23 protein-coding genes are annotated in these 21,624 nt (G+C 65.2%); 8 read left to right on the plus strand and 15 right to left on the minus strand.

Features of this window, described 5'->3' with window-relative positions:
* Positions 1–101: 101 nt before the first annotated feature.
* The 3 genes from dxs to PMI15_RS06960 form a co-directional block, all read right to left on the minus strand.
* Entirely contained in the window at positions 102–2,009 is a 1,908-nt protein-coding gene (gene dxs / locus PMI15_RS06950) for a 1-deoxy-D-xylulose-5-phosphate synthase (RefSeq protein ID WP_007865736.1), read from the minus strand.
* A gap of 67 nt (positions 2,010–2,076) precedes the next feature.
* On the minus strand, positions 2,077–2,997 hold the full coding sequence (locus PMI15_RS06955; protein WP_007865743.1) for a polyprenyl synthetase family protein: 921 nt from the start codon (positions 2,995–2,997) through the stop codon (positions 2,077–2,079).
* A 55-nt stretch (positions 2,998–3,052) separates the two neighbouring features.
* Positions 3,053–3,310 carry an exodeoxyribonuclease VII small subunit gene (locus PMI15_RS06960; RefSeq protein ID WP_007865745.1) on the minus strand — a complete coding sequence of 86 codons (258 nt, stop codon included), beginning with the start codon at positions 3,308–3,310 and terminating at the stop codon, positions 3,053–3,055.
* Positions 3,311–3,591: 281 nt separating this feature from the next.
* Here PMI15_RS06960 and PMI15_RS06965 point away from each other — a divergent pair, with 281 nt between their 5' ends.
* The 3 genes from PMI15_RS06965 to PMI15_RS06975 all read left to right on the plus strand — a co-directional run bounded on the left by PMI15_RS06965 (position 3,592) and on the right by PMI15_RS06975 (position 6,969).
* Entirely contained in the window at positions 3,592–4,710 is a 1,119-nt protein-coding gene (locus tag PMI15_RS06965) for an aromatic ring-hydroxylating dioxygenase subunit alpha (RefSeq protein WP_007865747.1), read from the plus strand.
* Between the two features lie 386 nt (positions 4,711–5,096).
* On the plus strand, positions 5,097–6,059 hold the full coding sequence (locus PMI15_RS06970) for a DMT family transporter (RefSeq protein ID WP_007865751.1): 963 nt from the start codon (positions 5,097–5,099) through the stop codon (positions 6,057–6,059).
* Between the two features lie 10 nt (positions 6,060–6,069).
* Positions 6,070–6,969 carry a sulfurtransferase gene (locus PMI15_RS06975; RefSeq protein WP_007865754.1) on the plus strand — a complete coding sequence of 300 codons (900 nt, stop codon included), beginning with the start codon at positions 6,070–6,072 and terminating at the stop codon, positions 6,967–6,969.
* A gap of 102 nt (positions 6,970–7,071) precedes the next feature.
* On the opposite strand, the gene PMI15_RS24695 is transcribed toward PMI15_RS06975, so the two are convergent.
* The 10 genes from PMI15_RS24695 to PMI15_RS07025 form a co-directional block, all read right to left on the minus strand.
* Positions 7,072–7,314, minus strand: coding sequence for a hypothetical protein (locus tag PMI15_RS24695; protein ID WP_007865758.1), 243 nt, complete (start codon positions 7,312–7,314; stop codon positions 7,072–7,074).
* Between the two features lie 190 nt (positions 7,315–7,504).
* Positions 7,505–7,684 (minus strand): hypothetical protein, encoded by a 180-nt coding sequence (locus PMI15_RS06985; RefSeq protein ID WP_007865760.1) that lies wholly within the window; start codon positions 7,682–7,684, stop codon positions 7,505–7,507.
* 150 nt (positions 7,685–7,834) lie between these two features.
* Complete coding sequence (locus PMI15_RS06990) at positions 7,835–9,094, minus strand: FAD-dependent oxidoreductase (RefSeq protein ID WP_007865762.1); 1,260 nt, start codon at positions 9,092–9,094, stop codon at positions 7,835–7,837.
* Positions 9,095–9,166: 72 nt separating this feature from the next.
* Positions 9,167–9,388 (minus strand): hypothetical protein, encoded by a 222-nt coding sequence (locus PMI15_RS06995; protein WP_007865763.1) that lies wholly within the window; start codon positions 9,386–9,388, stop codon positions 9,167–9,169.
* Positions 9,389–9,625: 237 nt separating this feature from the next.
* Complete coding sequence (locus tag PMI15_RS07000; protein ID WP_007865764.1) at positions 9,626–9,907, minus strand: hypothetical protein; 282 nt, start codon at positions 9,905–9,907, stop codon at positions 9,626–9,628.
* Entirely contained in the window at positions 9,907–10,131 is a 225-nt protein-coding gene (locus PMI15_RS07005; protein WP_007865765.1) for a hypothetical protein, read from the minus strand. The genes PMI15_RS07000 and PMI15_RS07005 overlap by 1 nt, the downstream gene beginning before the upstream one ends.
* A 145-nt stretch (positions 10,132–10,276) precedes the next feature.
* Positions 10,277–11,119, minus strand: a complete 843-nt coding sequence (locus PMI15_RS07010) for a ZIP family metal transporter (RefSeq protein ID WP_007865766.1) — start codon at positions 11,117–11,119, stop codon at positions 10,277–10,279.
* Between the two features lie 220 nt (positions 11,120–11,339).
* On the minus strand, positions 11,340–12,251 hold the full coding sequence (locus PMI15_RS07015) for a dienelactone hydrolase family protein (protein ID WP_007865768.1): 912 nt from the start codon (positions 12,249–12,251) through the stop codon (positions 11,340–11,342).
* A 136-nt stretch (positions 12,252–12,387) separates the two neighbouring features.
* Positions 12,388–13,188, minus strand: coding sequence for a fumarylacetoacetate hydrolase family protein (locus PMI15_RS07020; RefSeq protein ID WP_007865770.1), 801 nt, complete (start codon positions 13,186–13,188; stop codon positions 12,388–12,390).
* 152 nt (positions 13,189–13,340) lie between these two features.
* The gene (locus PMI15_RS07025) at positions 13,341–14,246 is read right to left on the minus strand and encodes an AraC family transcriptional regulator (protein ID WP_007865773.1); all 906 of its coding nucleotides are present in this window, start codon (positions 14,244–14,246) and stop codon (positions 13,341–13,343) included.
* Positions 14,247–14,322: 76 nt separating this feature from the next.
* On the opposite strand from PMI15_RS07025, the gene PMI15_RS07030 reads away from it, so the two are divergent.
* The 5 genes from PMI15_RS07030 (at position 14,323) to PMI15_RS07050 (ending at position 17,989) form a co-directional block, all read left to right on the plus strand.
* Positions 14,323–14,895 (plus strand): GbsR/MarR family transcriptional regulator, encoded by a 573-nt coding sequence (locus PMI15_RS07030; RefSeq protein WP_007865774.1) that lies wholly within the window; start codon positions 14,323–14,325, stop codon positions 14,893–14,895.
* A 66-nt stretch (positions 14,896–14,961) separates the two neighbouring features.
* Entirely contained in the window at positions 14,962–15,483 is a 522-nt protein-coding gene (locus PMI15_RS07035; RefSeq protein ID WP_007865784.1) for a thiol-disulfide oxidoreductase DCC family protein, read from the plus strand.
* A 46-nt stretch (positions 15,484–15,529) separates the two neighbouring features.
* The gene (locus tag PMI15_RS07040; protein ID WP_007865785.1) at positions 15,530–15,934 is read left to right on the plus strand and encodes a hypothetical protein; all 405 of its coding nucleotides are present in this window, start codon (positions 15,530–15,532) and stop codon (positions 15,932–15,934) included.
* Between the two features lie 49 nt (positions 15,935–15,983).
* Positions 15,984–16,943 carry a cyclopropane-fatty-acyl-phospholipid synthase family protein gene (locus PMI15_RS07045; RefSeq protein WP_007865786.1) on the plus strand — a complete coding sequence of 320 codons (960 nt, stop codon included), beginning with the start codon at positions 15,984–15,986 and terminating at the stop codon, positions 16,941–16,943.
* Positions 16,940–17,989, plus strand: coding sequence for an SRPBCC family protein (locus PMI15_RS07050; RefSeq protein WP_007865788.1), 1,050 nt, complete (start codon positions 16,940–16,942; stop codon positions 17,987–17,989). Before PMI15_RS07045 ends, PMI15_RS07050 begins: the two co-directional genes overlap by 4 nt.
* A 74-nt stretch (positions 17,990–18,063) precedes the next feature.
* Here PMI15_RS07050 and PMI15_RS07055 read toward each other — a convergent pair whose 3' ends face one another.
* Together PMI15_RS07055 and polA are read right to left on the minus strand one after the other, a co-directional pair.
* Positions 18,064–18,741: a hypothetical protein gene (locus tag PMI15_RS07055; RefSeq protein WP_007865791.1), complete on the minus strand. Its 678-nt coding sequence runs from the start codon at positions 18,739–18,741 to the stop codon at positions 18,064–18,066.
* A 2-nt stretch (positions 18,742–18,743) separates the two neighbouring features.
* Complete coding sequence (gene polA / locus PMI15_RS07060) at positions 18,744–21,575, minus strand: DNA polymerase I (protein WP_007865792.1); 2,832 nt, start codon at positions 21,573–21,575, stop codon at positions 18,744–18,746.
* Between the last annotated feature and the right edge of the window lie 49 nt (positions 21,576–21,624).

Genomic DNA, 21,624 nt, shown 5'->3' on the forward strand with positions numbered 1-21,624 from the left:
GCGGGCTCCAGCCCCTCGGGGGGCGCTGCGCCTGCGGCCCGGCAAAGCCGGTTCCGCGGCCCCTGCTGGGTTAAGGCTTCAGGGCCCAGCGAATGCCGTGCTTATGCGACGGACTTGAGCGCCGGCTTCGCAGGCTTGCTTGCCAGCTGTGCGGCGAAGCGCGAAGTAATTGCCGCTTCGATGCCTGCGGCATCGAGGCCTTGCAGGGCGAGCAGTTTGGCGGGGTCGCCGTGTTCGATGAATTCGTCTTGAAGGCCCAGGTGCAGCACGGGCTTGTTGATGCCTGCGGCTTGCAAGGCTTCGCTGACGGCGCTGCCGGCGCCGCCCATGATGGCGCCCTCTTCCACCGTGACGAGGGCTTCATGGCCGGCCGCGACCTTGAGCAGCAGTTCGGTGTCCAGCGGTTTGGCCCAGCGCATGTTGACGACGGTGGCGCCCAGTTTTTCGGCGGCCTGCAGGGCCGGGTACAGCAGCGTGCCGAAAGCCAGGATGGCGACGCCCGCGCCTTCGCGGCGGATTTCGCCTTTGCCGAAAGGCAAGGGCTCCAGGCCGGCTTCGGGCTCGACACCGGCGCCGGCGCCGCGCGGGTAGCGCACGGCCACCGGGTGGTCCTGCTCGAAGGCGGAGGACAGCAGCTTGCGGCATTCGCGTTCATCGGCGGGGCAGGCCACGCTCATGTTGGGAATGCAGCGCAGGTAGGGAATGTCGTAAGCGCCCGCATGCGTGGCGCCGTCGGCGCCGACGAGGCCGGCGCGATCCAGCGCAAATACCACGGGCAGGTTCTGCAGGGCCACATCGTGGATCAGCTGGTCATAACCGCGCTGCAAAAAGGTCGAATAGATCGCGACCACGGGCTTGAGCCCTTCGCAGGCCATGCCGGCGGCAAAGGTCACCGCATGCTGCTCGGCAATGCCGACGTCGTGGTAACGCCCGGGAAAGCGCTTGTGGAACTCGACCATGCCCGAGCCTTCGCGCATGGCCGGCGTGATGCCGACCAGTCGGGCGTCGTGCTCGGCCATGTCGCACAGCCACTGGCCGAAGACCTGGGTGAAGGTCTGCTTGGCCGGCGCGCTGGACTTTTGCAGGCCCATGGCCGGGTCGAACTTGCCGGGGCCGTGGTAGGCGATGGGGTCGGCCTCGGCCAGCTTGTAACCCTGGCCTTTTTTGGTGACCACGTGCAGGAACTGCGGGCCGCCGTTGTTGTCCATCAGGTGCTTGATGTTTTCGAGCGTGGGCACCAGCGACTCGAGGTCGTGGCCGTCTATGGGGCCTATGTAGTTGAAGCCGAAGTTTTCAAACAGCGTGGCCGGCACGACCATGCCCTTGGCATGCGCCTCCAGGCGCTTGGCCAGCTCGAGCAGCGGCGGCGCCACGCGCAGCACCTGCTTGCCCACATGCTTGGCCGACGCGTAAAAGCGCCCGCTCATGAGCTGGGCCAGGTAGCGGTTGAGCGCGCCCACGGGCGGGCTGATGCTCATGTCGTTGTCGTTGAGCACCACCAGCAGCTTGCAGTGGTCGTGCACGCCCGCGTTGTTCAGGGCCTCGAAAGCCATGCCCGCGCTCATGGCGCCGTCGCCGATGATGGCCACCGCATGGCGGTCCTCGCCCTTTTGCTGGGCGGCCAGCGCCATGCCCAGCGCGGCGGAAATGGAGGTCGATGAATGCGCAGTGCCGAAGGTGTCGTACTCGCTTTCGTCGCGGCGCGGAAAACCCGACAGCCCGCCGAACTGGCGCAGGCTGCCCATGCGCTCGCGCCGGCCCGTGAGGATTTTGTGCGGATAGGTCTGGTGGCCCACGTCCCACACCAGTCGGTCCTCAGGCGTGTTGAAGACGTAGTGCAGGGCCACCGTGAGTTCCACGGTGCCGAGGTTGGAACTCAGGTGCCCGCCGGTCTGGGAGACGCTGTCGAGCACGAAGGCGCGCAGCTCGTCGGCCAGGGGTTTCAGGCCGTTGCGCGGCAGCTTGCGCAGGTCGGCGGGGCTTTGGATGGTTTCGAGCAATGGGTACATCGTGGTGTCGTTGTTATGGCGAGGCCGGTTCCTCTTCCCTGTCTGTCGGTGGGTCCTGGGCTATGTCCTAGTGATGGCGGTTGACCAGCATATCGGCCAGCGCGCGCAAGGCCTCGGTACGGGCCAGCCCGGTGGCGTCCAGGCCGGCCAGGGCCCTGGCCAGCAGCTGCTGCGCATAGGCCTTGGAGGCCTCCAGCCCCATCAGCGAAACAAAGGTGGGCTTGTCCTGGGCGGCATCCTTGCCGGCGGTCTTGCCCAGCGTGGCGGAATCGGCGGTGACGTCGAGGATGTCGTCGACCACCTGGAAGGCCAGGCCCACGGCCGAGCCGTAGTCGCGCAAGGCCTGCCAGGCCGCGGGCGCCACAGTGCCGCAGGCCGCGCCCATCATGACGCTGGCCTCCAGCAACGCACCGGTTTTCAGGCGGTGCATTTCGTGCAGCTGCTGCGAGTCCAGGGGCATGCCCACGCTTGCCAGGTCGATCGCCTGGCCGCCGGCCATGCCCTGGAAACCGGCCGCCTGGGCCAGCATGCGACACAGCCGCGCCTGCGTGGCAGCGTCGACCGACCCATCTTCGGGTGTCAGGAATTCGAAGGCCAGGGCCTGCAGCGCATCGCCGGCCAGCAGCGCCTGCGCCTGGCCGAACTTGACGTGCACCGTGGGCTTGCCGCGGCGCAGCACGTCGTTGTCCATGCAAGGCATATCGTCATGCACCAGCGAATAAGCGTGGATCAGCTCGACCGCGCAGGCGGCGCGCAAGGCGGCCTCGCGGTTGCCGCCCACGGCCTCGCAGGCCGCCATGACCAGCAGCGGGCGCAGGCGCTTGCCGCCGTCGAGCACGGCATAACGCATGGCGTCGCCCAGGCCGGCGGGTGCGGGCGAATCGGTGGGGCATGCCACCCAGCGGGACAGCGCGCTCTCGACGGTGGCAAGCTGCTTTGCGCTCCAGTCGCTCAGCGTGAACAGGGGTAGTTTTTCAGGGGCGTTCAATCGGTATCTCTTTTGTGTCTGGATCGGGTCGCTGGGTCGCGGCTTTCGCGCCGCCTTACTCCTGCACCCAGGGCTTGAGTTCCGTGCCTTCGAGCACCTTGATCTGGGTTTCCACGGCCTCAAGCTTGTCGCGGCAGAACTTGAGCAACTGCGCGCCGCGCTGGTAGCCCGTCAGCAGCTGGTCCAGCGGCAACTGGCCGGACTCCAGGCTGTCCACCAGCTCCTCGAGTTCCTGCAGGGCGGCCTCGTAGCTGGCGGGGAGCGCCGCGGCGGGGGGCGTCGAAGAGGCGGAGGATGAAGCGCTTTTGGCCATGGTTCTTTGGATGTAGGCCTGATTTTAGGCCGTTGCGAAGGGATTGCGGCGCCCGGCAGCCCGGGGTTGCAAATGCAATATTCGCATTATCCGGCGGCGGCGCGCAAAGTCCCCGAATCCACCCCGCGCGGGTACAATTGATAACAGTTCTCGATAACGGTGGTGACCCCGTTGCGGGATACCCGGCCTTGTTTTCACCCGTGGGCTGACGCTCAGCCTGCTCCCTGGTTTGTCAACTGCCTCCAAAGCCTCGCGCGGCGGCATGTTCACCCGAAATTTGCATGTCCGATCTCAGCCTTCGTCTCCTCCAGGCCACCAGCCAGCTCCCGATTTCCAGCTATTTTGACGCGGGCCTGTACCAGCGGGAGCAGCAAAAGCTGTTCACGCACGGGCCGCGCTACCTGGGCCATGAACTGGCGGTGCCCAACCTGGGCGACTACTACGCCCTGCCGCATGAGGGCGAGGGCCGGGCGCTGGTGCGCAATGCCTCGGGCATAGAGCTGATCTCCAACGTCTGCCGGCACCGGCAGTCGACCATGCTGCAGGGCCGCGGCAATACCGGCAGCAACATCGTCTGCCCGCTGCACCGCTGGACCTACAACACCTCGGGCGAGCTCATAGGCGCGCCGCACTTTGAGATCGATCCCTGCCTGAATCTGAACCGCTACAAGACCACGACCTGGAACGGACTGGTGTTCGAGGACAACGGCCGTGACGTCGCGGCCGAGATGGCGCAGCTGGCCACCCATACCGACCTCGATTTTTCGGGCTACCAGCTCGACAAGGTGCACCTGCACGAGTGCAATTACAACTGGAAAACCTTCATCGAGGTCTACCTCGAGGACTACCACGTCGGCCCCTTCCACCCCGGCCTGGGCGGCTTCGTCACCACCGACGACCTGCGCTGGCAGCTCGAGGCCGACTATTCGGTGCAGACGGTGGGCGTGTCGGACAAGCTCGGCAAGCCGGGCACCGACACCTACAAGAAATGGCACGACGTGGTGCTGCAGTACCGCAAGGGCGTGCCGCCCAAATACGGCGCGATCTGGCTTACCTACTACCCGCACGTGATGGTCGAGTGGTACCCGCATGTGCTGGTGGTCAGCACGCTGCATCCGCAGGGGCCGGACAGGACGCTCAACGTGGTGGAGTTCTTCTATCCCGAGGAAATCTGCGCCTTCGAGCGCGAATTCATCGAGGCGCAGCAGGCCGCCTACATGGAAACCTGCGTGGAGGACGACGAAATCGCCCTGCGCATGGACGCCGGCCGCAAGGCCCTGCTGCTGCGCGGCGACAACGAATTCGGCCCCTACCAGAGCCCCATGGAAGACGGCATGCAGCACTTTCACGAGTGGTACCGCCGCGAAATGGGCGCCAGCAAAACCACGCAGATGATCTGAGAACCTAGAACCTGTTCACGATCTAAACGTGGCCGCGTTGGGATGCAATCGGGATGAGTGTGCCGGCCGGGCACGCCGCGTGGGCTAATGCCCATGCAAGGGCCCGGGTGGCTCAATCGCCCGATTTCACCCCAACCCGGAGGGCAAGCGCCTTCTCGGGCGGTCTGCGGCGTTGCAGCGCTAGCCCATAGGTAAACTATGGGCGTCGCACCGCGCCTTGCATCCCATCCCGAGAAGGTGCTTGCGCGGCCCCGTTTAGATCGTGAACAGGTTCTTTGCGTGCAAGCTCCCTCGCTCGCCTATAGGATGGCTGCAGTCCCGCACATCGGCGGGGCCGCAGCCATTTTTCATTCCACCCATCTCCGCCCTTAAGCCCGCCGCACACCATGCAAGCCGTCTGGATGATCTTTTCCTCGTTCATGTTTGCGACCATGGGGGTCTGCGTGAAGTACGCGTCGGAGCACTTCAACAGCGCCGAGCTGGTGTTCTACCGCGGCGTCCTGGGCATCCTCTTCATGGCGGCCTATGCGCGTGTGCGCGGCATCACACTGGCCACCCGCTACCCGGCCATGCACGCCTGGCGCAGCGTGATCGGCGTGATGTCGCTGTCGGCCTGGTTTTACGCCATCGCGCATTTGCCGCTGGCCACCGCCATGACGCTCAACTACATGAGCAGCGTGTGGATCGCGGCCTTCCTGGTCGGCGGCGCGCTGATGGCCTGGACGCCACCGAAAGCCAACACCAGCGCCCCGGCCAACACGCCCCCGGAGGGCGGCACGGCCAGCCTGGCAGCCTTGTTTTCCAGCCAGGGGCCGCTGGTGATGGCCATCCTGGCGAGCTTTGCCGGCGTGGTCATGCTGCTGCGCCCGGCCATAGACCAGAACCAGACTTTTGCCGGCCTGGTGGGCCTGATGTCCGGCCTGGGCGCCGCCTTCGCCTATATGCAGGTCATGGCGATTTCTCGCATGGGCGAGCCCGAAACCCGCACCGTGTTTTATTTTGCCGTGGGCACGGCGGTGGCCGGCGCGCTGGGCATGCTGGTCGTGGGCATCACGCCCTGGAACTGGCGGCACGCGCTGTGGCTGCCGCCCATAGGCATACTGGCGTCACTGGGCCAGCTGGCCATGACCAAGGCTTACTCCATGTCGGAAAACCACGGCGGCACGCTGATGGTGGCCAACCTGCAGTATTCGGGCATTGTGTTCGCAGCCCTCTACAGCCTGATCCTGTTTGGCGACAATATTCCCCTGATCGGCTGGGCCGGCATGGTGCTCATCATCGTCAGCGCGATTGCGGCCACGGTGCTGCGTGCCCGCGCCGCGCCGAACGCCCCGGCCGAGGAACATTAAGGAGTAAAAGATGAGCTACACCACCCTGATTTCCGCCGAACAGCTGCAAGCCCTGGTCGCCTCGGCCAAACCGCTGCGCATCTTCGACTGCAGCTTCGACCTCATGAAGCCGGGCCTGGGGCAGGAGCAGTACCTGGCCTCGCACATCCCCGGCGCCGTGTACGCCAACCTGGACACCGCGCTGAGCGCCAAACACGGCGTGCCCGGCGCCCACGGGATCATCACCGCCAGTGGCGCCGACGCGCCCGCGTCCGGCGGGCGCCACCCGCTGCCGAACCGCGAGAAGTTCGCGACCTGGCTGTCCAGCGTCGGTTTCGCCAACAACATGCAGGCGGTTGTTTACGACCGCAACGGCGCCAATTACTGCGGGCGCCTCTGGTGGATGCTCAAGTGGGCCGGCCATGAAAACGTCGCCATGCTCGACGGCGGCTTGCAGGCCTGGCAAGCGGCGGGCGGCGCGGTGAACAGCGGCGAGGAGCCCGCGCATTTCCAGGCCAGCTTCCTGCTCGCGCCGGCCAGGGCGACGCTGGTGTCGGCCGATACCGTGGCCGCGCAACTGGGCCGGCCGGCCCAGACCCTGATCGACGCGCGCGCCACGCCGCGCTTCAAGGGCGAGGTGGAGCCGCTGGACCCGGTGGCCGGCCATATCCCCGGCGCGCTGAACCGGCCCTTCAGCCAGAACATAGCGCCCGACGGCAAATTCAAGCCGGCCGCGCAACTCAAGGCCGAGTTTGAAACCCTGCTGGCCGGCCGCGATCCGGCGACCGTGGTGCACCACTGCGGCAGCGGCGTCAGCGCCGTGCCCAACCTGGTCGCCATGGAAATCGCCGGCCTGGGCAGGACCGGTCTTTACGCCGGCAGCTGGAGCGACTGGTGCAGCGACCCGCAACGCCCGGTGGCGCAGGGCTGAGCCCAAGGCTTTCGGTTCCTCCAAAAAAAAAAACGCCACCGGCGCATGCCCGGTGGCGTTTTGTTTTGTTCTGGGGCTCGCAAGGAGCCGATGCAGCGCTCTTTACTTGGTGCCGCTGGCCGGCGTGCCGGGCGCCGCCGCGCTGGACTCCGGCATTGGCGTGGGGCTAGTGCCGCTGCTGGTAGAAGGTGTCGAAGGCGGGGAAGAAGTCGAGGGGCTGGAACTGGACGGCGTCGAAGAGGTCGCGCCGGTGTCTTCGACTTTTTTCCCGCAGGCGCCCAGCGCCAGCAGGGCAGCCAGGGCAAGGGCCGTTGCGGCAGCGGGTTTGAATTTGGATGCGTGCATGTGTGTTTCCTTGTGTGAAGAGATGAAGGGATAGGAAGATCAATCTGTCGATCGGCGGAAGTTGGCTGAACGGCAGCCAGACGTCAATTTAGCCGCGCCTTGCGGGTATGCCCCATGAGACGGTGTCCCACGGGCCTGTAGGGATTTTTCGATGGGTAGGCGCCGGAGTGCGCACACCGGAAGGCGCGCTTTAGCAGGCGCGGGCGTGGCCTGTCAGGCGGATGCGCCTGTGCGGGTTGTCGCGCCGCGCGCCCGAACTGGGGCCGGCGCCGCGGCTGCTCCTGGAACCGTTGTCCGGCCTGTCGCCCACCTGGCCTTTGGAAGGGCTGGGCTCGGGTTTGTGGGCATGAAGGGTGTCGCTGCTTTTCATGAAGGTCTCCTTGGCTTGCAGGCCCCAGCCGGCCTCGCCGGAAGTCCGGCTCGCCTGCCGCGAGGGCTGCACAGAGTCTGTTGGTTTCACTCTAAAAGCCGCACGGCACGGCCGCTGTAGGCAATGCCTGCCCATGACGTAGGAGACGACCTACAAATCGACGCGTGGAGGCCGCGCCGGGGAGCGCACATGCTCGGGCCGCACGCCCACACCCACCGCGTAAGCCGGCAGCGCCTGCAGCAGCGGCCAGCGGCGCATCAGCTTCAATGGCCAGGGCAGCGCCATGGGCGGGGCTTCGCTGCCGCGCGCCGCCAGCACCGGGCTCAGCAGACGGTTCTGGATGGCCACCTGCGCCGCCTGTGTGAGCCGGGTCGGCAGCAGGCGCCGTTTTTCCATCCGCGCCAGGAAAGGTGTCAAGGCCGCCGTGTCCACGCGCGCATCGGCCAGCGGCTGCGCCAGCGTGTTGGCCGCCGCCACGGCATCCTGCACCGCCAGGTTGATGCCGACGCCGCCCACGGGCGACATGGCATGCGCGGCGTCGCCTATGCACAGCAGGCCGGGCCGGTACCAGCGCTCCAGCCGGTCCACCGTCACGCTGAGCAGCTTGATGTCGTCCCAGCTTGCCAGCGCGTCCATGCGGCCCGCGAACAGCGGCGCCACTTTCACCATGTCGGCCCTGAAGGCCTCCAGCCCGCGCGCGCGCACGGCCTCGATGCCGCCCTTGGGAATCACATAGGCGCACTGCCAGTAGCTGCCGCGATCAATCATGGCCAGGAAGATGCCCGTGGTGATGCGCCCGCCCGTGGTGGAAGGATCCCCCGGCAGCTTGGGCAGCCGCATCCACAGCACGTCGATGGGTGCGCCCATATCGCGCACCACCAGCCCGGCGGCGGCGCGCACCGTCGAGCGCCGGCCGTCGGCGCCTATGACCAGGTCCGCCCTCACCTGCAGGGGGCCCTCCGGCGTCGTGACACGCACGCCGGTCACCGTGCCGCCTTCTTCGCTCAGGCCCGTGACTTCGGCGTTCTGCAGCAGACGGAAACCGGGGTAAAGCTCGGCTTCGTCGCGCACAAAATCCAGGAACTCCCACTGCGGCATCATCGCAATGAACTGGCAGCGTATGCGCAGACGTTTGAAACTGGCCAGCACCACTTCGGTGTCGCCGACGATCGCGCGCAGCTCGCTGACCTCCTCGTGCGGGCGCGCCAGGAATTTGTCCAGCAGGCCCAGTTCGTGGATCACCTGCAGAGTGGACGGATGCACGGTGTCACCGCGAAAGTCGCGCAGGAAATCGGCGTGCTTTTCGAGCACCAGCACCTCCACGCCGGCACGGGCCAGCAGCAGGCCCAGCATCATGCCGGCCGGGCCGCCGCCGGCGATGCAGCAGCGGACCTTGAGAACTTCGGCCATGGTGCCTCCCTCGGGGAAAAGTCCCCCGACCTTATAGAAGCTTGCCGCGCGGTGCAAGCGCGGAACAGGCGTTCAAGCCGGCGACGCGGGGACCGGGCCCGGTTTCAGGCTTGCACCCGGGGAAGTGCCGGATACGGCGCCGGCGTCGCCCTCATCGTGGTTGTGGCCGTCATCCTCGATGGCCTGCCGGGCAGGGTGGGCGTGATGGGACTCTTTGGGGCTGATTTCGGGAAATGGCTTGACGACCGGCTGGTGCAGCAGCTCGGCGCCTTCGGGGCTGGTGTCTATCGGCATGTCGGTTCTCCTTGTAGCAGTCAAACCCTGCGGGAAACCCGGAACAGGTATATCGAGCCCGGACGTCCTGTTGTGCTCCACGACACTACACCGGTTTCGATTTCATTGCCGACGGCGATTTTTCCGCCTATTTCAGCGTCATTGGCATGGGCGTGGTCTGCACTTCCCCCGGGTCCGGCGGCGTCTCCAGGGGCGGCAGCGGCTCGGGCGGCGGGACGTTGGGGCTGGTGGCCACGGCTATTTCTCTTTCTTCCCGGCCTGGCGCGGCAACTCGCGGATCATGGCCTCGCCTTTTTTGTCGCGCCCATCGGAGGGAAGGTCGTCTTCAAGCGTGGGTTCGGGCTCCTCATTGCCCGGGCGCTTGTGTGCGCCGGCACGGGGCTGCGCCGCCGCGGCTTTTGCGGACTGAGCCTTGGTGATCTGCGCCGGCTCGGCCGGCAGGGTGTGCGCCGGCTCATCGGGCGAGCCCGTGCCCAGTGGAACGCCGCCGTCCGGCGAATGGCCGGGTTTGGTGCCCATCACAAGCCCACCACCATGAGCGGCAGGTCGTGGGTCGCCAGCGCCGCGGCCGCTGCCATGCTGGCGAAGACGGTGATGAAAAACGCAATGTAGGCGGCCGCGCGGGGGCGGCGAACAATGCGCGGCTTGCGCTGCGGCGCCCTGTGCGGCGGTTCGCCGCTGACGAACGCGGTCGACGGGCGGAAGGCGCTGGAAACCGTGGTGGGTTCTGAATGGAAGTTCATGGCGGGCCTGCCTTTGCACAAGGGAACGGGGCTGGGAAGAATGCCAGCCCTATCTTCCCGCCGCGCCCCAAACCGGCCTATAGGCCGCCAAGCCATGGGCTTGTCAGGCGCCGTCTTACAGCGGCGCCGCCCGGCCAAAAAAAACTCAGTGGTGGTGCGCCATCCCGCTGATCAGCGTGACCAGGCCTATGCCTATGGCCAGCCAGGCGATCTGCGCCATGGTTTCGCGCGCGGTCACGCGTTTTTGCAGTTGCGGGATCAAATCGGCCAGCGCGACGTAGATAAAGCTGCTGGAGGCCATGATCAGGAAAAACGGCAGGTAGTCATAGAGCTGGTCGACCAGCGCGTAGCCGACCACGCCGCCCAAGGCCGTCACCGCGCCGGCCAGCGACACCTTGATGAGGGCGGCGCGCCGGTTGTTCGAGGTCTGGCGCAGCACCACCAGGTCGCCCATGTGGTGAGGCACCTCGTGCACCAGCACCGCCAGCGCGGCGACCACGCCCAGCCGCAGGTCCGCCATAAAGGCCGAGGCGATCAAAATGCCATCGCCGAAGGCATGCACGCTGTCACCGGCCAGCACGGCCCAGCCGCCGGTGCGGGCTTCACCATGCCCATGGCTGTGGCCGTGGTGGCTGTGCGCCGCATGCACATGCCCGGTGTGGTCATGCTGCGCATGCGCCGCCGCCTCGGGGCCGTGGTGCTCGCCGCCGTGGTGCTCATGGCCATGGTGCCAAAGCTCGGCCTTGTCGAGCAGGAAAAAGAACACCAGCCCCACCAGCAAGGTGGCGAACAGCTCCTTGGCGCCGGCCTGGCTTTCAAAGGCCTCGGGCAGCAGGTGCATAAAGGCCGTGGCCAGCAGCGCGCCGGCGGCCAGGCTCAGCATGTGCTGGGTGTAGCGGGCCAGCACACCAAAGCTCAGCAAGGCCGCCAGCCACACGCTGCCTATGCCGGCGGCCAGGGTTCCCATCAAGATTGCTAGCAAAGTCATAGCTACATATGCCCGTATTGACTGGACCGAAGCCCAAATTGTTCAGCCCATGCCTGCAAGGGCAACCCGGAGGTTACACCACAGACGACAAAACCCCGGCCGCAGACATTGAATGCCGCGCCGGGGTTCTTTTAATCTTATCAAGCTTGTCAAGTGGGGCTGGCATAAAAAAGCCGCCAGCCCTTTCGGGCTTGGCGGCTTGCAGCCTGCCGGCAGGGAATCAGGCTACACCATGGCTCTTAAACCACTCGAGCGCACGCTTGAAGCCGTCTTCAGCCGCGTCCTTGCGGTAGCTCGGCCGGTAATCGGCATGAAAGGCGTGGGGCGCCTGCGGGTAGACCACGAACTCGGAGGCGGCTGCCGCCTTGTTGCCCTTGGCGCCGGCTTCGGCCAGTGCGTCCTTCATCTGGTTGACGGTGGTCAGCGGGATGCCGCCATCCTGGCCGCCGTACAAACCGAGCACCGGTGCCTTCAAGCCTGCCGCCAGGTCCAGCGGGTGTTTGGGCGTGAGCGCCGAGGGCTGGCCGACCAGGCGGCCGTACCAGGCCACGCCGGCCTTGACGTTCTTGCTCTGCTCGGCATACAGCCAGGTAATGCGGCCGCCCCAGCAAAAGCCGGTGATGCCGACCTTTTTGGTGTTTCCGCCGTTGGCACCCGCCCACTTCACCGCGCCGTCCAGGTCGGCCATGACCTGTTCGTCAGGCACCTTGGAGACGACTTCGGCCAGGAGCTTGGCCATTTCGTTGTATTTGCTGGGGTCGCCCTGGCGCGCGTAGAGCTCGGGGGCGATGGCCAGGTAGCCGGCCTTGGCGAAGCGCCGCGCGGTGTCGGCGATGTATTCATGCACGCCGAAGATTTCCTGGATCACCAGCACCACCGGCAGGTTGGTCTTGCCGGCGGGCGCCGCAAAGAAAGCGGGTACTTTGAAGCCGTTGACCTCGTAAGTGGTCTCGCCGGTCTTCAGTCCTTCCGAGGAAGTCTTGATGGCCGTCTGCGCCATGATGGGCATGGCGGTGGCGGCATAACCGACGCCCAGGGCCGTTTTGAGCGCGGTGCGGCGGCTGGCGCCGGCTTCGGTGCTGCGCCCAGGCAGCAAGGCATCGAAGTCTTTTTTCTGGTCGTGTTCAAGCATGGCGGTTTCCTCACAGATAGTTGTTGGGAGCAAAAGGCAAACAGTCGGAGTCTATGCGGCCCCGGAAGTTCTTGCCACCGCGGGGCGATGGCACGGTGTTTTCCCTTGCCTCGCCCCTTTACGCCAGGCCCTGCCCCTATACGATCTTGACGCTGAGCTCCGGCAGGCCGTCGATGTGGCATTCGATGACGTCGCCTTTGACCACCGGGCCGACGTTTTCGGGCGTGCCTGAATAAATGATGTCGCCGGGGAAGAGCTCAAAGGCCTCGGACAGCTTGGAGATCTGCTCGGCCACCGACCAGATCATGTGGTTCAGCGTGGCGTTCTGCTTGAGTTGGCCGTTGACCTTGAGCCAGATCGCGCCCTTGGTGTAGTGGCCGGTCTGCGCCACCTTGTGGATGGGGCCTATGGGGGCCGACATGTCAAAGCTCTTGCCGATTTCCCAGGGTTTTTTCTGGTCGCCCATGCCACGCTGCAAATCGCGCCGCGTCATGTCCAGGCCCAGCGCATAGCCGTAAACCAGGTCCAGCGCCTTGTCCATGGGGATGTTGCGCCCGCCCTTGGCCAGCGCCGCCACCAGTTCGACTTCGTAGTGATAGTTCTTGGTCAGCGTGGGATAGGGATGGTCGGCGACCTTGCCGGGCGGCACCACCTGGATGGCGTCAGTCGGCTTCTGGAAAAAGAAGGGCGGCTCGCGGCTGGGGTCCGAGCCCATCTCGATCGCATGGGCCGCGTAGTTGCGGCCTATGCAGTAGATGCGGCGCACCGGGAACATCTCGGTGCTGCCCGCGATGGGGATGTAGGTCCCGGCCACCGCGAAGGGGGTGGCCGGCGCATTGGCCGCCGTGCCGGGCGTGGCGCAGCCGACGACAGCGCCCGTCGCCATCAGGGCGCCTGTTTGCAGAATTCCGCGTTTGCTCATGTCTGGTTTTGTCATGTGTGTCTCCTGGGATTGATGAAAGATGGAGCTTGTTGTCAACGTGTTTTTTCTCCAGCCATTGAGCTTATGACGGGCAGTCCCTGTGCAGGCAGACGCAATTACGCATTTACCGGACGATTCAATGCAGTGCTGCTGCACTGCAGCAGGCTTCAGGCACCCGAAATCTTCGCGCGTACGCTGTCGCGATAAGCCTTGGGCGTCTGGCCGAAGCGCTGGCGGAAGCGCCGCGCGAAATAAGCCTCGTCGGCAAAACCCGAAGCATGGGCGATGCTGGCGATGCGCTGGCTGCTGTGCGCCAGCTGCTCCTGGGCAAATTCCAGGCGCCGTTCGGTCACCAGGTCGGTGAAGGTTTTGCCGGTTTCCTTCTTTAAAAGATGGGCCAGGTAGTTGGGCGAGAGAAAGGCGGCCGCCGCCGCGTCGGCCAGCGTCACTTCGCCGGCCAGGTGCTCGCGGATATAGCGCACCGCGCGCTGCAGGCTGGCGCGCCGGCTGCCCTGCTGCGCCTGGCTGGCCGAAAAGCGCAGCAGGGCCGCTTCGTACTTGCGGCAGACCAGGCCTATGAGCTGCAGCATCAGGCCGCGGATCATCTCGATGGAGCCGAAACGGCGATGCGCATTCTCAGACGCGAGCTTTTCGAGCAGCGCCTCGATCTCGGGAAACTCGTCCTCGGAAAAATAGAAATCGGCGTATTCCTGGAACAGAAAGGGCGCCAGCTCGGGCGCGCGGCTCAAGGGCACATCCTCCAGGTCCAGCGGGTCCACGTCCAGGCCGGGGCGCAGGAACTGCTGCGACATATTGATGATGACGTAGCGCGAGCCCTCGGGGTGCGGGATCACATGCACACGGTAGGGCAGGATGAAGCTCAGGTAGCCGCGCCGGAAAGGCCGCACTGTGCCGGCCACGTTCTGCTCTGTGTCACCCTGCAGGCTGATCTGGATCTGGAAATACTCGTGCCGGTGCGGGCGCACCAGCGGCGGCCGCACCAGCTGGGACCGGATGTCGAAGTCCAGGTGGTCGGCCCGCTCGGACATGCCGTAGGTCTTGATGTCTGTCATCGCCGTATTGTTGTTTCTTTTTCGCATCTTTAATTTCTGTATTGACAGAAATTTCAGACAACGTATAGTCGGAGCCATGGAACTCAGCCCCGTCGCCCGCAAATTCGTCGTCCATTGGGGAGAAATGGGCACCGCCTGGGGCGTCAACCGCACCGTTTCCCAAATCCACGCCCTGCTCTTCTTCCACGGCCGCCCGCTGCATGCCGAGGACATCGCCGACACCCTGGCCGTGGCGCGCTCCAATGTCAGCACCAGCTTGAAAGAATTGCTGAACTGGAACCTGATTCGCGCCACCCACGTTCTGGGCGACAGGCGCGACTATTACGAAACCTCGCTGGACGTCTGGGAGCTGTTCCGCACCGTGGTGCGCGAGCGCAAGGAGCGCGAATACGACCCGACGGTGCGCATGCTGCGCGAACTCGTCAAAGACCAGGGCTTCGAAGCCGAGCCCGCCGACGCGCAGGACCGCGTGCGTGAAACCCTGAGGCTGATGGAATCGCTGGGCCTGTGGGCCGACGAGATGCTGCGCCTGTCGCCCAACACGCTTGAAAAAGTGCTGCGCATGGGCGCCAGCGTGCAGAAGTTCGTGCGCGGCGACAGCGATGCCAAACCCATGGACCCTTCGGAGTTGCTGCCGCCCACCTTCTGAAAGGCCGGCCAGCTTTTTTTTGATTATCAATTTCTGTTTTTACTGAAATTTATAAAGGAGAGAAAAATGACTGTAATCCACTCAGCAAAGCACCCCGCCAGCAGCCCAGGCAACACCCGCTATGACAGCCTCAAAGCCAGCATGGACCCGGCCATCTACCCGCTGACCCTGTATTACGAATCGGCCTGCCCGCTGTGCAATGCCGAAATGAGCAACCTGATGCTGCGCAACACCGAAGGCCATCTGCGCTTTGCCGATGTCTCGGCGCCGGATTTTTCCGGGCCGCCCGCAGGCACCACGATGCAGGACTTGCTGGCGCTGATCCACGCGCGCAGGGCCGACGGCCGCGTGCTCAAGGGCGTGGAGGTGTTCCGCCTGGCCTATGAGGCCGTCGGCCTGGGCTGGGTCAGCACCGCCATGCGTTTGCCGCTGCTGCGCCCCTTCGCGGAATGGGGCTACCCGGTGCTGGCACGCAACCGCCACCGGATTCCGCGCGGGATGGTGCGCCTGATGTTTGAAGGCGCCGTGCGGCGCGCGGCCGAACGCTCGGCTGCCGCGCGTTGCGACGCCACCAGTTGCTCGCGTTAAACCAGGCTCTTCAAACAAAGACAAAGAAAGAAAGGAAACACCCATCATGGAAGCTCATCTCGATGCCACCCTGTTTTTTGTCTCGCTGCTGGTCGCAGTGATCGGCCCCATCGTGGCGATCAGCTACCTCCAGCCCATCCTCTACAAGGTGCTGCGCATGCTGTGCGACGCGGACGGCGGTGCGGAGTTCTGGATACGCTGCGCCTACCTGCTGGCCGTGTCGGGCACGCTGCTGCTGACGCTGAGCTTCGGCGAATTCAGCGACCGCAGCAGCGCCATCGACGCGATGCGGCGTTCGCTGTGGCTGGTGATGGCCGGCGTATTCGCCACCGTGGCCATCATCTCGCGCAATGTCTGGACGCAGGTGCGCCAATGGATCGCGGCGAAGGAGTTGGCCGCCCATGTGCATAGCGCCCAGCCGCCCGCGCCTGCCACTGCCGATGCGCACTGAGGGACACTCAGCAGCAACCAGAAACTGAAAGCACCGTGGACGAAAAAAAATGAGCACCACAACACCTGTTGCCTACCGCACCGGCACCTCAAACGCCAAGGACAAGGAAGCAAGGCTGGCGGACATCAGGTCCTACTACAACGCCGTGGCCGATGACTACCGCGCCTGGAGCCCCGGCATGAACATGCACTTCGGCTATTGGTCCTGGAAGGTCAATCCCTTGGGCCGCGAGGCCATGCTGGAGCGCATGAATCTGGAAGTGCTGCATCGGCTGGCCCTGCCGCCCAGCGGCGCCGTCCGGCTTGCCGATCTGGGCTGCGGCGCCGGCGCCACGGCCAGGACCATCGTGAAAAACCGCAAGCACAGCACCGTGGACGCCGTCACGCTGGTGGCGCGGCAAATCGTTCAGGGCGTGCAGCTCAACCAGGCTGCGGGCTTGCCCAACCAGGTCCGCTTCCACCTGGCCGACTATGTAGACACCGGCTTGCATGCGAGCGCCTACGACGGCGTTTACGCCCTGGAAAGCGCCTGCCATGCATCCGGTGCCGACAAGCGGACGTTGGTGCGCGAGGCGGCTCGCTTGCTCCGACCCGGCGGCACGCTGGTGATGGCCGACGCCTTGCGCCGCAATGACAAGCCACTGCCGGGATTCATGGAATGGATTTACAGGCTTTGGTGCCGTCACTGGGCGGTGAACGAACTGGCCGAGAAGCGCGCGCTGCACACCGCGCTTGTGAGCCAGGGATTCACCGACATCCGCTTTCAGGACATCAGCCTTCGCCTGGCGCCCAGCGCCCTGCAGATTCCGCTGTTCGCCACGCGCTTTGCCTTACGAGAACTCCTGCAGGCCCGCTTTCGCCTGTCGCCGCTGCGGCTCGGCCACATCGTGGCGTCCTACGCGGCCTTTCTGCTGGGCCTGTGGCTGCCCGGATTTGGCTACTACATGGTCACGGCCCGCAAACCAGCGGACGCCGGCACATCGCACAAAAACCCGTCCACACCATCATGACCCCGGATCACCAAACTGTTCCATCGAGCCTCTCCGCGCAGGATGGCGCCCCTGCGGCACAAGAGGAGCGCGTACCGTCGGAAGGCATGCCGTTTTCAGGTTGGACGCCTTTTATCGCCGGAGCGCTGAGCGGGCTTCTTTTGCGTCTGATGTTTTCCGGATCGCCGGGGAGCGCGCTGTCGGCCATGGCCGCCGGCTTCGTCTGGTTCGCGCCATTCGCGGTGGGAGCCATCACGGTGTATATGGCCGAGCGGCAAAAGAGAAGAAGCTTTGCCTACTACCTCTTCGCACCAGCGCTGGCGACTTTCGTGTTTGTGCTCGGTAGCCTGGCCATCCTGATAGAAGGGCTGATCTGCGCCATCGTCATCCTGCCGATGTTCACCCTTCTCGGCATGTTGGGCGGCCTGGTCATGGGGCTTGTTTGCCGGCTGACCAACTGGCCCAAGCAAGCGGTCTACAGCATTGCAGCGCTGCCGCTGCTGGTGGCGATGGCACTTCCTCAAAACCAGGTGCAGCGCATAGGCAGCGTGGAACGGAGTGTTTTGATACAGGCAACGGCTGCCGAAGTGTGGCAACAGATCAACAATGCACGCGATATCGCGCCCGCCGAGGTCCAGCATGCCTGGGCATACCGAATTGGCGTTCCGCTTCCGGTCAGCGGCATCACGACCGACACGGCTGAAGGCCCCATACGCAAGAGCACCTGGGGCAAAGGCGTTCATTTTGACGAGGTGATACGCCAGTGGGAGCCCCAGCGGCATGTGCGCTGGACCTACCGCTTCGCGGAAGATTCATTTCCCGCAGGCGCGCTGGACGACCACGTGAAAGTGGGCGGCGTCTATTTCGACCTGCGCGACACGTCCTACACGCTGACACCCGAAGAAGGCGGCACGCGACTGCATATTCGCGTGAGCTATCGCATCAGTACGGATTTCGACGCGTACGCGAACTGGGTTGCCCAACGTCTGCTGGGCAACTTTTCAGAAGTGATCCTGGACATGTACAAGGCACGCAGTGAACACACCGGGGACGCGGCGCTGTCTTGACTGCCACCATGCCGGCCGGTCACCCGCCTGAACCGGCAAGCCGGCTGGATGCCGCCGCACCGGACTGGACGGGATCAGGGTCCCCAGCCGCCCTCAGCGCGCAGACGACGGCGCGACCCATATGCCACCACAAACGCGGTCCCCAGGCCCATGGCAAACAGCACAACGCCCCAGAGCAGGCGCCTACCCGGCTCCTCGGTGGCCTGCCGCCGCACCCAGACCTCGTAATAGTCGCCCTGCTTGCCCGCGCTGACGGGCAACAGCAGGTAGTAGGCCTTGCCTTCCTGCAGGTCATACAGGCCCTGCTGCACATAGTTGCCGCCCAGCCCATGCAGGTTGAGACCCGGGTCGGCCGGCCCGCCTTTTTTGGTGCGCAACCGGCGCTCCCGCTTCCACATGGCATAGGTAAAGCGCTCAGGGGTGAGTTCCATCAGGCCCGGGCCGAAACGGTTGTCGAATTGCCAGGACCAGTCGCGGGTTACGACGGCAATCGGGCCGTCGCCGGGGCGGATGGCCAGCGGCAGCACCAGGGGAATTTCACCCGTCTTGCTCTTCTGGTGATGGGCGAATTGCTCGCCGCCCGGCAGGCTGGTCACCGGCACGGCGCGCGGGTCCCTGGGACCTGAACGAGCCACGAGTTCGCCGCCCCACAGCGGCAAATACACCAGGTCGGCGAATACCAGCCCAAGGCCCAGCAGGGCCACCACCACGCCGGCCTGGGCGCAACGCCTGGCCGCAGGAAGGGACAGCATCCTCAGTGCGCCTTGTCCCAGTTCGGCCCGACCCCGATTTCAGCCAGCAACGGCACCTTCAAATCCGCCACGCCGGCCATCAGGCGCGGGATCTCTGTGCGCACCCATTCGACTTCGGCCTCGGGCACCTCGAACACCAGTTCGTCGTGCACCTGCATGATCATTTTGGTGGCGCGTTTCTCTTCGTCGAGCACCTGCTGGACCTTGTTCATGCTGAGCTTGATCAGGTCGGCCGCCGTGCCCTGCATGGGCGCATTGATGGCCTGGCGTTCGGCGGCCTTTTTGCGGGGGCCGTTGCCGCCGTTGATTTCCGACAAGTAGAGGCGCCGCCCGAAGACGGTCTCCACGAAGTGGTTTTTCTGGGCGAACACCACGGTCTGGTCCATGTAGTTCTTGACGCCTGGATAGCGCTGGAAGTACTTGTCGATGTATGCCGCCGCGGCCTTGGTTTCTATGCCGAGGTTGCGCGCCAGGCCGAAGCTGCTCATGCCGTAGATCAAGCCGAAATTGATGACCTTGGCGTAACGGCGCTGCTCGCTGCTGACCTGCTCCAGCGCCACACCGAAGACCTCGGCGGCCGTGGCGCGGTGCACGTCCAGGCCGTTGGTGAAGGCGCTGAGCAGCGCCTCGTCGCCGCTGATGTGCGCCATGATGCGCAGCTCGATCTGTGAATAGTCGGCGCTGGCGATCACGCAGCCCGCGGGCGCCACAAAGGCTTCGCGCACGCGCCGGCCTTCGACCGTACGTATCGGGATGTTCTGCAGGTTGGGGTCGTTGCTCGACAGCCGCCCCGTGACGGCGACGGCCTGCGCATAGTGGGTGTGCACGCGGCCGGTGCGGGGCAGCGCCAGCTGCGCGAGCTTGTCGGTGTAAGTGCCCTTGAGCTTGCTCAGCGAACGGTGCTCCAGCAGCTTGGCGGGCAGCGGGTAGTCCTCGGCGAGTTTTTCGAGCACCTCCTCGTCGGTGCTGCGCGCGCCGCTGGGGGTTTTCTTGATGACCGGCATGCCGAGCTTGTCAAAGAAGATCTCGCCCAGTTGCTTGGGGCTGCCCAGGTTGAAGGGCTGGCCGGCGATCTCATAGGCCTCGGTTTCGAGCTGGATGATGCGCTGGCCCAGTTCATGGCTTTGCGCAGCCAGGGTGGGCGCATCGATCAGCACGCCGTTGCGTTCAATGCGGTACAGGGTTTCGCTGCTTTGCATCTCGAGTTCGTAGATGAAGCGCAACTTCTCGTTGGCCTGCAGTTGCGGCCACAGCACGCGGTGCACGTCCAGGGTCTGGTCGGAGTCTTCGCACGAATACTCAGCGGCCTTGGCGATGTCGACCTGGTTGAACTTGATCTGGTGCGCGCCCTTGCCGCACAGGTCTTCGTAATTGATGCCGCTGCGGCCCACATGGCGCTCGGCCAGGCTGGCCAGGCCGTGCGGCTTGTGCACTTCCAGCACATAGCTTTGCAGCATGGTGTCGTGCGCATAGCCCTGCACTTCAATGCCGTGGTTGGCGAACACATGGCGGTCGTATTTGACGTGCTGGCCCAGCTTGGGCCTGGCCGGGTTTTCCAGCCAGGGCTTGAGGCGGGCCAGCACCTCATCGCGCGGCAGCTGCGCGGGCGCGTCGGGGTAGTCGTGGGTGAGCGGGATGTAGGCCGCCTCGCCGGGCGTGACGCTGAAGCTCAGGCCGACGATTTCCGCCAGCATCTCGTCGAGCGAGGTGGTTTCGGTGTCCAGCGCGACGAGCTCGGCCGCTGCTATCCTGGCCAGCCAGCGGTCGAAGGCCTCCCAGGTGAGCACCGTGTCGTAGTTGAGGTTGCTGGTGCGCTGGGCCAGCGGTGTGTCGGTCAGGGGCGCTTCATCAAACAGGCCCGGCGAATCCGAGCGGCCGCCCGAACCGCCCGCCGGCGCGGGTTTGTGCCGGCCTTCCGGCCCGCCTGGCAATTCGGCGGGCATGCTTTCGATGTCGATCTGCTTGACCAGGCCCTTGAAGCCGTATTTTTCGTAGAAGGCTTTCAGGGCTTCGGTCTGCTGCCCGCCCATGGCAATCGCGTCCAGGGCCGGCAGGCCGGCGATGTAGTCGTCCAGCGCGCAGTCTTTCTTGATGGTCAGCAGTTCCCGGCCCTTGGGCAGCCAGTCGAGCGACTGGCGCAGGTTCTCGCCGACCACGCCCTTGATCTCGCCGGCGCGCGCCACCAGCGCATCCAGCGAGCCGTACTCGAGCAGCCATTTGACGGCGGTCTTGGGGCCGACCTTGGGCACGCCGGGCACGTTGTCGACCGCGTCGCCGACCAGGGCCTGGTAATCGATCATCAGCCGCGGCGGCACGCCGAATTCGGCCTCGACCCCGGCCACGTCCCGGCGCCTGTCGTTCATGGTGTCGATGACGGTGATGTTTTCGTCGACCAGCTGGCTCAAGTCCTTGTCGCCGCTGGAAATAATCACCTCAATGCCCTGGCTGGAGGCCAGGCAGGCCAGCGTGCCTATCACGTCGTCGGCTTCCACGCCCGGAACGTCCAGCACCTTCCAGCCCAAGAGGCGCACCACCTCGTGGATGGGCTCGACCTGGCTGCGCAGGTCGTCGGGCATGGGCGAGCGCTGGGCTTTGTACTCAGGGTAGAGCGCATCGCGGAAAGTCGGCCCCTTGGCGTCGAATACGCAGGCGGCGAAGTCGGCGCGCACATCCTTGCGCAGCTTCTGCATCATGTTGACCATGCCGCGTATGGCGCCCGTGGCCGGGCTGGCCGGATCGCCCGGGTTGGCGCGCAGGTCGGGCATGGCGTGGAAGGCACGATACAGGTAGCTGGAGCCGTCCACCAGCAGCAGCGTTTTTTTGTCGGTACTCATGGGGCCTGATTGTCGGGGATATCGGCCCGGCCCCGCCCGGGGCGCCGCA

The organism is Polaromonas sp. CF318 (assembly GCF_000282655.1).
Classification (GTDB): Bacteria; Pseudomonadota; Gammaproteobacteria; order Burkholderiales; family Burkholderiaceae_C; genus Polaromonas.